General features: G+C 67.3%; 6 protein-coding genes. 1 reads left to right on the plus strand and 5 read right to left on the minus strand.

Annotation, left to right across the window (positions count from 1 at the left end; genetic code table 11):
- Positions 1-32: 32 nt before the first annotated feature.
- The 5 genes from ACF1DX_RS11615 to ACF1DX_RS11635 all read right to left on the minus strand — a co-directional run bounded on the left by ACF1DX_RS11615 (position 33) and on the right by ACF1DX_RS11635 (position 10676).
- Positions 33-4316: an NACHT domain-containing protein gene (locus ACF1DX_RS11615; protein ID WP_391790993.1), complete on the minus strand. Its 4284-nt coding sequence runs from the start codon at positions 4314-4316 to the stop codon at positions 33-35.
- Positions 4313-5602, minus strand: coding sequence for a hypothetical protein (locus tag ACF1DX_RS11620; protein ID WP_391790994.1), 1290 nt, complete (start codon positions 5600-5602; stop codon positions 4313-4315). Before ACF1DX_RS11620 ends, ACF1DX_RS11615 begins: the two co-directional genes overlap by 4 nt.
- Positions 5603-5819: 217 nt before the next feature.
- Positions 5820-7211, minus strand: a complete 1392-nt coding sequence (pntB, locus tag ACF1DX_RS11625; RefSeq protein ID WP_391790995.1) for a Re/Si-specific NAD(P)(+) transhydrogenase subunit beta — start codon at positions 7209-7211, stop codon at positions 5820-5822.
- 7 nt (positions 7212-7218) lie between these two features.
- Complete coding sequence (locus ACF1DX_RS11630) at positions 7219-8766, minus strand: Re/Si-specific NAD(P)(+) transhydrogenase subunit alpha (RefSeq protein WP_391790996.1); 1548 nt, start codon at positions 8764-8766, stop codon at positions 7219-7221.
- A gap of 485 nt (positions 8767-9251) precedes the next feature.
- Complete coding sequence (locus ACF1DX_RS11635; protein ID WP_391790997.1) at positions 9252-10676, minus strand: non-reducing end alpha-L-arabinofuranosidase family hydrolase; 1425 nt, start codon at positions 10674-10676, stop codon at positions 9252-9254.
- Positions 10677-11612: 936 nt separating this feature from the next.
- On the opposite strand from ACF1DX_RS11635, the gene ACF1DX_RS11640 reads away from it, so the two are divergent.
- Positions 11613-13061 (plus strand): endo-1,4-beta-xylanase, encoded by a 1449-nt coding sequence (locus ACF1DX_RS11640; RefSeq protein ID WP_391790998.1) that lies wholly within the window; start codon positions 11613-11615, stop codon positions 13059-13061.
- Positions 13062-13123 lie beyond the last annotated feature (62 nt).

Here is a 13123-nt window from a genome sequence, read left to right on the forward strand (position 1 = left end):
CGTCCGGTACGGGGCGCTGCCGTCCGCTTTCCTCAATCGCGCGGAGCAGGACGCGCACACTCTCGCGCATCTCCTTCCGGCGGTCCGCCTCGCAGAAGCAGAAGGGGACCTGCTGCTCGGTAGCCCGACGCGGTGCGGCAGGAAGCGGGCACTCGCCAACTGGCGGACGTGCCGATGGGTGGCGCGAGAAGCCCTCGAACACGTTCCAGGGCCCTCTCATCAGGGCGAGCGTCTTCCAAAGCCGCAAGCAGAGCCCGCTGGGCTGCCGGGCCGCCCTCGCCGTAGACGTACCGAGCGATCTCCCGCAGATGGTCGCGCGCCACGTTGAGGTCTGCGATGGGCAGTAGGCCGACCGAATTCATACGCAGACGCATGTCCCGAAGGATTCCCTCCCGGAAAGCATGGCTGTCCATGTCCTGCAGGGCTTCCAACGCCTCGGTCAGTTCCAGCTCCGCCTTGACGAGGGCGGGATCCAAAGTCACAGCGACCCCGGCAAGGATGCCGACGACCTCATCGAGGCTGGCCGGCGTCCACGTCGAGGCAAGGCACTGGGCGCGGGCCCCGACCAGCGCGGCCCTCAGATTCAACCGGACGGGGAAGTCGGCTGCGAGGGCTTTGAGCTGACCGACCGCCTCCGGAGTACCACGACGACTCAGCGTCGCGGGCAGTGACTCACGCCAGTCCAGAGCCTCCCTCTCTGGCGTCATCGTGTACACACCGAGCGGACGGCTGCTCGTGTCTTGGGGGAACACTGTGCTGAGCCACCGGTACAGCGTGCTCAGCTCCCCTTCGTCCGCGCAGATCTCGACATGTCCGCGCTCGGAGCGCCCGGCGCACTTCAGTGCGAGAGCCCGGCTGAAACGATCGGATACATCGATCAGCCTCTTCAGTCGTGACCATGCTTCAAAGCCATCGGCCTCCAGGAGCAGCAAAGCGGCAAGCGCGGGCAGTTCGAGGTCCGTGTCATCATCGCCCGACTCCACAGTCAACAGGGCGGACTCGGAGACCGACCGCGCCAGGGCGTTGTCCACGGCAAGCAGACGGGTGAGGATGCTGGCCCATGCATGGACAAGCACCGCTCGACCGCTCTCCTTCTCAGACACCTCCGCCGGAACCGACCACGCGCCCCTGACCGGGGTGGAACGGAAGCCGGGGATCAGTGCCGTGGAGAGCGCGACCAGGAAGTTCTCCCACACCTCGGTGACAACCGAGGACCATTTCGCCTCGAGACGCTCCAACACCAACGGCTGTTCGCCTCGGTTCAGTTGCGCTCTGGCAACTGTTTCTGCCGCACGAGCAAGTTCCTGTGGATCGTTGACAATCGCCCGCTCAAGCAGCAGTTCCCATGTGGGCGGGGTCAAGCACCAGGCGTCTACGATCGCGCCTGCCCAAACACTCCAACGGTCGGCGTCGAGCTCGTCCAACCGGCTTTCGCGGTCGAGCAGGGCCAACGCAAGCACGCCGGCCCAGGCACGCTTGTCCTGCTTGCCCAGTCCGAGCCATTCATCGGCATGGTCGTTCTCACACCGCAGGAACTCCAGGGCGCAGTCGGGGAGGTGGGCCAGTTCTTCCGCCGTGAATACGGAGTACCCCGGCCAGTCACTGATCTCGTCGTCGAATCGGCGCTGCCCTTGGCCGGTGTTCGGATCACACTGCATGTGCCAGAGCAGGAGCCAGAAACCGTCGGTGTCGTGCTGACGAGCCCGGTCCAGGCGCTCCCGCTGCTCCGCGATGAATGTCGCCTTGCCGGGCCAGGGCTTCGGGGAAGCGGCCCGGTGGTTCCTGCGCCACGCCTTGGCCAGTTCGCTGTCGATTTCGATCGGCTCGTAGAACCAGCGCAGGTACGGCCAGGCGGGGTTGTCCTGATTCCGATAAGCGAGTTCGAAGTGTTCTCGGCTCGGCGGGTAGAAAAGGACCTCCGCGAGCCGTGCGTACGCGTCCGCCAGCTCAGGATTACCGGCGGAGCCGGCCGCGCTCCGCAGTGCCCAGGGAAAGTCACCGGCATCGAGCAGCATGTGCCGATCACCGTGAGGATCGTGTTCCTCTCCGAACCCTCTACGTCGGGGCTCCCATTCACGCACGACGGACCACACGAAATGGTTCATGTCCTGTCCCTCGTTCAGGCCATGAACGAGCAGTGCGTGGGCAAGCTCGCGTCGCAGTTTCCGAACTCCGGCCGGCTCCGGACCATCCGGTATCACCGGGTTCAGAGCATGGGGGAACTCCACCTTCTCATGGCTCAGCATGCGTGCCGTGATGATCTGGGCCAGACAAGGAAGCAGCGACCCGGCGTCGGGAACGCTCAGCGCACGGTCAATTGTGTCCGATACGAACTTGTCCTCCGCGAACCCCTTTCTCCGGCTGCGGGATCCCGCTGGGTGATCCTTCACGACCTGTGCCAACCAGGTCACGAGGCGGTGCACTTCCGCCTCGGGACATCCGTTGGGCAGAGCTGCGAGGAAGTGCTCGTACATCCCGTACCGGTCGCTGCTCGGCGGCTCGATCAGTGCGTCGAGCATCGTCGAGGTGTCGAGGTGTCGAGGCCAGAGCAGGGTCAGCAGAACGCCTTTGAGGCGAGAGCCCGAGTCTGTCCCCGTTCCCGGTCCGAGTGTCGTCAACACTTCGTTGAGGGCGGGTGCGGCCAACGTCTCGTCGCACGCGAAGGCCGCCTTGGCGGCGTGCGCGCGATTGCCGGCCGGCCACCGAGCGTCCGCTGCCACCTTCAGCAACAGTGGTGCCAGCTCCGGTGAGGGACACTGCTCCGCCAGTCTCAGTGCCACCTCGACCCTCGCCCGGGTCTCCCAGTCCTCGAAGTCCCCAGGACCCAGAGTGAGTACCGGGGTGAGCTGACGGGCCAGACCGGGATGTCCGAGTACCCAGCGGGTCCGCTGCCACCGGGCCTCGCCGAGTTCGACGTCTGCAGCCCGCTCCAGCAGGCGACGGACGATCAGTTCCCTGACTCCGTCGGCATCGACGAGCGCGCTGTGCACGGTCAGGCTTTCCGGGTCCGCCGAGGCGAGCCATCGAGTGCGGTCGGGGACCAGAGCCACCAGCCAGGCGGCGGTTTCCCTGAGTGACACGGGGATACCTGCCGTTTCCTGATCCGGTGCTCCTACCAGGAGCAGACGGCGGAGAGCGGCGTCGGGGACAGACCGGGAGATGAGGTGCCGAGCGGCGAGAAAGGCGGCGAGCGACGAATGCCGGAAAGCGAATCTGCGATGTCCACTCGCTGTGAACAGGCCCGTGGACAGCACTTCGTCGATGACGGTCGGGTTCACTTCGAACGGCTGACAGCCCGAGGTCTGCTCGGTGCCTCCCGCGAGGGTCCCGACGTCCAGGTCGGTCGCACTCGGCCGCCCCTCTCTTGGGCTCCCCCGCCACAAAGTGCGCCGGCCTGACAGCACCAGCCGTGCGGCGATACGGCCCGCGACTTCGAGACGCTGCTGCCATGTGGTGTGCACGGGTGTGGGGAGACGGTAGGGGTCGTACTCCTGGGACAACAGCCGGACACCGTCCTCGAACAATTCCTTGGCACCGCCCCTGAGACTGCCGGTGTCCCGGTACTCGCGGACAATGAGTTCCAGGGTGAGAGGCACACTGGCAAGGGCGCCGGCGTGCAGGGCGACGACCTCGGAGATCAGTCGCTCCCCGTGGACGTCGGCACTGTCGACCAGCGTCACCGCGTCAGACCGTGACAGCGGAGCGAGGTCCACCAGGGAGCACCTACGGAAGGTGTCGCGCAGGACACGTGTCAGATCCGGTGGGTAGTCGCCCGTACGACAGGCGAACAGCAGTCTGAGTTTCCCTACGTCCTTGTTCCTCAGACACCGTTTGAAGTACGAAGGCAGATTGCTGCAGATCTCGCTCTCGTCGGCCTGGTCGATCACCACCGTCACCTGTCCAGTGCTCGACGAGGGGTGCTGGTCCCTGGTCACGCTCGGCAATCGGGCGAGGTGCCGGCCCAGAACCGTGTCCCAGGTGGCTGCGGTCAGATCCGGGCCGTCGACCCACACACAATGGTCTGCCCCTACGACAAGAGCCGGGTCGTCCCACATCGGCAGTCCCTGTACCAAGGACCTGAGCACCGTGCTCTTCCCCGCACCGGGCTCACCCAGGAGTACCACCGCGCCTTCACGCGCCACATCGTTCGGAGTGGTGAGTACACCTGGGGTGGCCTCGGTCCCAGGAGGGGCCACCATATGCTCATCGCTCAGGAATCCGTCACCGTCGAGCGGGAACAGGTCTCCGTCTAGAGAGCTGTCGGCGCGTACGCGGCACAGGCGCGGGACTTGTGCGGTGAAGATCTCGTTCGTCATGGCACCAATCGGCCCAACCGTCCCAAGGCCGCATCGTCAGGACGGGCGAACTTGAGAGCGGTGTAAACAGCCGCGCGTGCGGCGGGAGGATCCCGGTAATCATTCATTCGTCGGACGATCTCCCGCACATGATCACGGGCTACGGGCAGTTCCGCGGCCATGAACGCATGCGGCAGGCCGAGTATTCTCCCCATATCGGAGAGGATGTTCTGCCGGAAATTCGCCTTGGACATATCACCGAAGGCCATCAGAGCGTCCACCCAGTCGGCGTCGGTGAACGGCGAATTGTCAACATCGGTCGTGAACATGACGGTCCGGCTCGAGCGTGACCCGGCATGTCCATTCGTGTCGGGCAGCAGTTCGCGTAGCACGGCCGCCGCCGCCGCTGCGGCATGTACGGACGCACGGTGCTGCGAACCCGACGCGTCGTCACTTCCCTTGTCCGGGTCGGCGTGGTCGCTGATACCGCGGAGTGTGAGGATCTGGAGACCTTCGGACAGAGCGGCGGCACGGGCGACACCGGCCGATTCCATCTCGATGGCCAAGGCGTCGTCGTAGTCGGACGTGATCTGGGTGCGCAGGGGGGCGACCGAGGAGTTCAGAACCACCTCACCGGCGACAATGGGTTCGAAGTGAACACGCGGGCCGGCTCCCTTCCACACCTCACGCACATTGTCGGGAACCCACGTGTGCCAGGTATCCGCGCACAGCGCCATTCCGGCCGCCTGCTCCAGTCTGTGCGACACGGCGCTCGTCGCCGGACGAGCGCGGAAACCTTCGGGAGCCTCCTTGCCCGGGTGCAGATGGTGGATTTTCGTCGGCACGATCACATCTCCGAGCGCGACTGACCTTTTCAGGCCACCCGCGACACCGACGAAAAGCAACGCCTGCGGACTCAGCCATTGACGGACCCGCTCGGTGATTGTGGCGGCGCCCAGGTTACCGGGGCCGATTCGGGCGGCGGCAATGGTTCCGGTCACCCCTGGCAACGTTCCCGCCACGAAACGAGTGCCTTCCGAGTGGACAAGCGTCGATCGTTCACGAAGCAACGCCGACACCGCCTGGAACTCGACCGACAGAGCAGTCAGGATCACTACGTCTACGCTCGGCTCCATTCCTCCCACCTCGGCCACGGTGAAACAGCTCTCCGGAACACTAGCTCGGTCGGCCGATGTGGCGCTGCTCCGACCGATGGCGGCACCGGCCGGCAGGAACCGCTCCCACTGGCCCTCGGGCACCGTCCCGAAGGCGTCGCGCCCCTCGGTGAGCAACTCCCAGTATGTCACCGGGGAATCGGCTCCGCCCGGGAAGCGGCAGCCGATCCCGACCACGGCGACCGGCGCCCTGGCGACGGGGGCGGGAGCGTGAACCCGGCGCTGACGCCTGCCGCCTGGGTCGTTCTCGGCCTGATCTCCACGCCGGGCGCGGTGACCGTCACCCCGCGTACGGGTCACCAGGTGTGCCGGTGCGGTACATCACCGCACCAGCACACCGCCGTCCCTCTCAGACCGGCATCCGCGACAGCGCGCCCACGATCTCGTCGACGCGGGTCTTGGCGTCGCCGAAGAGCATCCGGGAGTTCTCCCGGAAGAACAGCGGGTTCTGCACGCCGGCGTACCCGGCGGCCATCGACCGCTTGAAGACCACCACGTTCCCCGCCTCCCACACCCGCAGCACCGGCATCCCCGCGATCGGCGAGTCCGGGTCCTCGGCCGCCGACGGGTTGACGGTGTCGTTGGCGCCGATGACCAGCACGACGTCCGTATCGGCGAGTTCGTCGTTGATCTCGTCCATCTCCAGGACGATGTCGTACGGCACCTTCGCCTCGGCCAGCAGGACGTTCATGTGTCCGGGCAGCCGCCCGGCGACCGGGTGGATGGCGAAGCGCACGTCGACGCCCTTCTCGCGCAGCAGCCGGGTCATCTCCGCGACCGGGTACTGCGCCTGCGCCACCGCCATGCCGTAACCGGGGGTGATGACGACGGACGAGGCGGACAGGAGGAGTTCCGCGGTGTCCTCCGCGGAGATCTCACGGTGCTCGCCGTACTCCCGGTCACCCGACGGGCCCGTCTCCAGCCCGAAGCCGCCCGCGATGACGGAGACGAAGGAGCGGTTCATCGCCTTGCACATGATGTACGAGAGATACGCGCCGGAGGAGCCGACCAGCGCGCCCGTGACGATCAGGAGGTCGTTGCCCAGCAGGAATCCCGAAGCGGCGGCCGCCCAGCCGGAGTAACTGTTGAGCATGGAGACGACCACGGGCATGTCGCCGCCGCCGATGGAGGCGACCAGGTGCCAGCCGAGGGCCAGCGCCAGCGCGGTGACCGCCGTCAGCAGCCCGAGTGACGGCGTGATGACGTAGAGCACCGTGAGGATCACGAAGCCGGCCAGGGCCCCGATGTTGACGGCGTTCCTGCCCGGCAGCATCAGCGGCGCGGACTTCATCCGCGCCGAGAGCTTCAGGAAGGCGACGACGGAGCCGGTGAAGGTGACCGCGCCGATGAAGACACCGATGAAGACCTCGGCGTGGTGGATGCCGTCGGCGTGCGAACCCCCCTCCAGGTGACCGTTCCAGCCGATCAGCACCGCGGCGAGACCGACGAAGGAGTGCAGCAGCGCGATCAGTTCGGGCATGCCGGTCATCCGCACGCGCCTCGCGCACCAGAGTCCGACGACCGCGCCGGCCGCGACCGCGGGCCCGAGGACGGCGAGGGAGACGAGTGAACCGGTGTCGGTGACCCGCAGGATCGTGGCCGCGAGTGCGAGGGTCATGCCCGCGACGCCGTAGGCCCAGCCCTGGGACGCGGTTTCGTGCCGGGAGAGCCCGGCGAGCGACAGGATGAACAGGAGGGCGGCGACCAGGTACGCCGCGCCGGAGATCGAGAGGACGTCCATGGTCACCTCACGCCTTCCGGAACATCGAGAGCATGCGGCGGGTGACGGCGAAGCCTCCGAAGATGTTGATCGAGGCGAGCAGCGTGGCGACGCCTGCCAGCACCAGCACCACGTGGTCGGAGCCCGTCAGCTGAAGCAGTGCACCCACCACGACGATCCCCGAGATGGCGTTGGTGACCGACATCAGCGGTGTGTGCAGCGCGTGGTGCACGTGCCCGATCACGTAGAAGCCGACCACGACCGCCAGTGCCAGCACGGTGAAGTGCTGGGTGATCTCCGAGGGGGCGAAGGCGTTGAGGAGGAACAGCGCCAGCGAACCGGTGCCGACGAGGGCCGCCTTCGCGTTCGCGGAGAGCTTCTTCTCCGCCCTGACCGCCTTCTCCTCCGCCTTCCCCGGCTCCTTCGCCGCGGTGGCCCCGGCGGGGACCGCGGACACCTGTACCGGGGGCGGTGGCCAGAGCACGTCGCCCTGGTGGACCACGGTCAGCCCGCGTTGCACGGGGTCCTCGAGGTCGACGGAGACCCGGCCGTCCTTGGCGGGAGTGAGGAGCTTCATCAAGTTGACCAGATTGGTGCCGTACAACTGTGACGACTGCGCGGGAAGACGTGCGGGCAGGTCGGTGTAGCCGATGATCGTCACGCCGTTGTCGGTGGTGACGACCTCGTCCTTGACCGTTCCCTCCACGTTCCCGCCCTGGGCGGCCGCCATGTCGACGACGACGCTGCCGGGCTTCATGGACGCGACGTCGGCGGCCGTGATCAGTCTCGGCGCCGGCCGCCCCGGGATCAGGGCCGTGGTGATGATGATGTCCACGTCCGCGGCCTGTTCGGAGTAGATCTCGGCGGCCCGCCGGTCGTACGCCTCGGAGGTCGCCTTCGCGTACCCGTCGGTCGACTGCTCGGTCTCGACGTCCACCGGCAGATACACACCACCGAGCGACTTCACCTGGTCGGCGACCTCGGACCGTGGATCGGTGGCACGGACGACGGCGCCCAGGGAGGCGGCCGCGCCGATCGCCGCCAGACCCGCCACGCCGGCGCCGGCGACGAGCACCTTGGCCGGGGGCACCTTGCCCGCCGCGGTCACCTGACCGGTGAAGAACCGGCCGAAGTGGTGCGCCGCCTCGATCACCGCACGGTACCCCGCGATATTGGCCTGGCTGGAGAGGATGTCCAGCGACTGGGCCCGGGAGATACGCGGAACGGCGTCCATCGCGAAGGCGTCGACCTTGTGCGCGGCCAACGCCGTGAGCAGGCCGCCGTTGGCCGCCGGCGCGAGCGGGGCGACCAGCGTCGCGCCCTCCATGAGCCTCTTCACCTCCCCGGGTTCGGGGGCGTTCACCCGGAAGACCAGGTCGGCGCGCCACGCCTCCTCGCCGGTGCCGATCGCGGCACCGGCCCGGATGTACGCCTCGTCGGTGATGCTCGAGCCCGCCCCCGCCCCGGTCTCGATCACCACGTCGTAGCCCAGTCCGGTCAGTTGCCTGACGGTCGCGGGTGTGGCCGCGACCCTGGTCTCCCCGGGTCTGGTCTCCCGGGTCACTCCGATCAGCATGCTCGGCTCTTTCGTCTCGTGGTCAGCCATGACGGTCTGCGAGGACGCGATGGTCCGAAGTGCCCCGGCCGCCCGTTCCGGGAAGGCCCCGGCTTCCCACTCCGCGGCGGTACCCGGCGATCGATCAGCGGCCGTGGCAGTACGGTAGGTCCACTTCTCGCCGCAGTCGACGTGGTGACGGCATGGAGCATGTCGCAGTGCGCCGATCGCGCCAGTCGGTGAGGACGGGCACGACGTCGGTCCTTCCACGGAGTCGGGAGTGGTGACCACCCGACTCCGTGGAAGGACATGCTGTTCGGGCAGGGCCCTCCACATCCCTCTGGCGCATTCACCGGAGACAGGCCGAACCCGAGGAACCCCGGCCGTCGCGTGGCCGGGGTTCCTCGGGGCGGTGAGTATCGGTCAGCGGGTGGAAGCGCCCACGCCGCGAACCGCTCGCCCGCGTCCACGGACCGCACCACATCACGGTCCGTGCATCAGGGGGATCAGCGCCGCAGGGTGAGAACGCCCGGCCGCCACGGCAGCCGGTTGTACTCGCCGCCCGCGTTGGGGTCCTTGCCCTGGTAGAGGAACTGCAGGTTGCAGGGGTCGATGGTCATGGTCTGGTCGGGGTTGTCGCGGACCAGGTCACCGTGGCTGATGTCGTTGGTCCAGGTGGCGCCGCTGTTGGCCTTGCCCGCGAAGGGGTTGCTCTCGCTCGCGGCCTGCGGGGTCCACGAGCCGCTGAGACCGGAGGCCGTGAAGGAGCGGAAGTAGCGCCCGTTCGCGCCCATCGCCTCGACGATCATGAGGTACTGGTTCTGGCCCTTGACCTTGTAGACCTGCACGCCCTCGAACAGGTTGGCCTTCGTGTCGCTCATGATCGTCGTGTACGACGATCCGAAGTTGCCCGGGAAGTTCCCGATCGGCATGCTCGCCCGGTAGATCTTGCCGTTGTCACCGGCGAAGAACAGGTACATGTTCTGGCCGTCGGCGATCAGCGTCTGGTCGATCGGGCCGGTGTCGGAGCCGGAGATGCTCCCGGTGAACAGCGGCTGCGGGGAGGACCAGCCGTTGGGGTTGGTGGGGTCGCTCGACGTGCGGTACATGAAGGCCGCCGAACCCCACTGGTAGGCCAGCACCCAGATGTTCTTGGGCGCGAAGTAGAACAGCGTGGGCGCCACCGCGGCCTGGTTCATCCCGGTCTGGCGGGCCGACGCCATGTCCGACCAGTTCGTGAAGGGACTGAACATCATCGATCCGTACGACGATCCCGAGAAGTTGGACGCGTAGACCAGGTGCCTGCCGTTGTGTGTCACGGTGGTGAAGTCCTTCACCGCGGCCCACCCGTTCGCCGGCTGCGCCAGCACACCCGTCGACGTCCAGCGGTACGTGGACGGAAGAGCACACGTGCCGTCCGTCGGCGGCGTCCCGGTCAGGCCGGTCCACTGTTGGTTGCTGCCGCCGTTGCACGTCCACAGCTGCACCGCCGTGCCGTTGGCCGTACCGTGGTCCTTCACGTCCAGGCACAGCCCGGACTCCACGCCGACGACCGTGCCGTCGGAGTTCACCCGCCACTGCTGGTTCGCGGCACCGCTGCAGCTCCAGATCTGCACCCGGGTACCGGCCGTGGTGGCGTGGCCCGGAACGTCCAGGCACTTGTCGCCGTACACGGTCAGTTGGCCGGCGTCCGTCAACGTCCACTGCTGGTTGGTTCCGTTCCAGCAGTCGTAGATCTGCAGGTACGTGCCGTCGGTCCGGTCGGCGCCCGGCACATCGAGACACCGGCCCGAACCGACACCGCGCAAGGTGCCGCTACTGGCCGCCTGGGCCGGGGTGGCGACGAGCATCGCCGCCAGCGCGGCCAGGGCCGCGACCACGGCGGCGAGCACCGCGGACGGATGCCTGCGGCTGAAACTTCCTCTGTGCATGGGGACTTCCTCAACCTTGAGTGGGCGGTTCCGGCCGGCCCCGCCAGAGGCCGGCCGGACTGTCGGTGCGGTGCGGTGTGCGCCGGTCCATGAACGCCAAGGAATTGTCGAGACCATGACATACATGCGCGACACATCTCCTTGCGGTTCCGCGTTCGGACGGCACGACCCGAAGGTGCCCGCCGTGCAGTGAAGCGGCGATATGTTCGTCATATCGAACAAAGGTCGAAGGATCGAGCAACCTGAATGATAGGGAGCCGTCGAGCGGCGTCAATACCTCTCGCACGTATCGCTATCGATATCGAAACATTAGGGGAAGCCCGTCCACGAAACGTCGCACGTCACGCCGGATCGACGGATCCAGCAGGATCCACCACCCCCAGAGGCCGGGGCGCCGACACCTTCGCGAGCTCTCGACCCGGCCCGTCGACGGCGGCGCCGGGGGTTCAGCGCCCACTCATCGAAGTCTCGAAAGTTTCGAACGAAGAACAGAAACTTTTCCTGCAGGAAGTATTGACGATGCATCGTCAACACCCCAATCATTCCTGTCTGGGAAAGCGGCTACAGATCGATATGTCGAACCACACCGCCTTGGGCACGCCATGTCGCACGGCAGATCCACGCACCACCGCACCACAGATCCGCACACCGAAGCACCCGCACCACCCCGTTTCGTTCCGGTGAGGTTCGCGCCGGCGCGTCCTGGCTCTCCACGCGGTCGAAGAGGTACGCGACGCCGCGTGACGCTTCCCCGGCCGATCCGCGACGGATCACTCCCGTGCCCGTACCGAAGACCGGCCCGCTCCATGACCGCGGTGTCCGGCGGCTCCGTGCCGCCCGGACTCCGGACCGCTCCGTCCGTCCGCCGCAAGAGAGCGGACGACGCACTCCCCCGCACTCCAGTCCTTCCCCGATGTCTACCTTGGAGGCACAGTAATGGGCTCGTACGCCCTTCCCGGACCCGCCGTCCGGCGGAAAATCCGCGGCCCGCTGCTGGCGCTGGTCGTCGGCGTCCTCGGTACGGTCACCGCACTGGCCGCACCGCCGTCCGCGCACGCGGCCGAGAGCACGCTCGGCGCGGCGGCGGCGCAGAGCGGCCGCTACTTCGGCGTCGCCATCGCCTCGGGCAAGCTGGGCGACTCGGCTTACACGTCGATCGCGAACCGTGAGTTCAACTCGGTGACGGCCGAGAACGAGATGAAGATCGACGCCACCGAACCGCAGCGGGGCCAGTTCAACTTCAGTGCCGCCGACCGCGTCTACAACTGGGCGGTGCAGAACGGCAAGCAGGTGCGCGGCCACACCCTGGCCTGGCACTCCCAGCAGCCCAGCTGGATGCAGAACCTCAGCGGCAGCACCCTGCGCCAGGCGATGATCAACCACATCAACGGCGTGATGGCCCACTACAAGGGCAAGATCGCACAGTGGGACGTCGTGAACGAGGCGTTCGCCGACGGCAATTCGGGTGCCCGGCGGGACTCCAACCTGCAGCGCACCGGCAACGACTGGATCGAGGTCGCCTTCCGCACCGCGCGCGCCGCCGACCCGTCCGCCAAGCTCTGCTACAACGACTACAACGTCGAGAACTGGACCTGGGCCAAGACCCAGGCCATGTACAACATGGTGAAGGACTTCAAGTCGCGCGGCGTGCCGATCGACTGCGTCGGCTTCCAGTCGCACTTCAACAGCGGCAGCCCGTACAACAGCAACTTCCGTACGACGCTTCAGCAGTTCGCCGCGCTCGGTGTCGACGTGGCGATCACCGAGCTGGACATCCAGGGCGCGTCGCCGAACACCTACTCCGCCGTGGTCAACGACTGCCTCGCCGTCTCCCGCTGCCTCGGCGTGACCGTCTGGGGCGTGCGTGACATGGACTCCTGGCGTTCGAGCGACACCCCTCTGCTGTTCAACAACGACGGCAGCAAGAAGCAGGCGTACTCCGCCGTGCTGAACGCCCTCAACAGCGGTGACGGCGGCGGCGACCCGGACCCGGAGGAGCCCGGTGACGGCACCGCCATCAAGGGCGTCGGCTCGGGCCGCTGCCTGGACGTGCCCAACGCGAGCACGACCGACGGCACGCAGGTCCAGCTGTACGACTGCAACGGCCGCTCCAACCAGCAGTGGACGCAGACCGACGCCGGTGAGCTGAGGGTCTACGGCGACAAGTGCCTGGACGCCGCCGGCACCGGGAACGGCGCCAAGGTCCAGATCTACAGCTGCTGGGGCGGCGACAACCAGAAGTGGCGCGTGAACTCCGACGGCTCCATCGTCGGCGTCCAGTCCGGCCTCTGCCTCGACGCCGTGGGCGCCGGCACCGCCAACGGCACCCTGATCCAGCTCTACTCCTGCTCCAACGGCAGCAACCAGCGCTGGACCCGCGCCTGAGGGGACCCGCCACAGCCGAAAGGCGCATCGATGACGGCCTGCGGTGCGGCTCCTCCCGCCCC

Origin of the sequence: Streptomyces sp. NPDC014676 (genome assembly GCF_043084105.1) — a bacterium.
GTDB lineage: Bacteria > Actinomycetota > Actinomycetes > Streptomycetales > Streptomycetaceae > Streptomyces.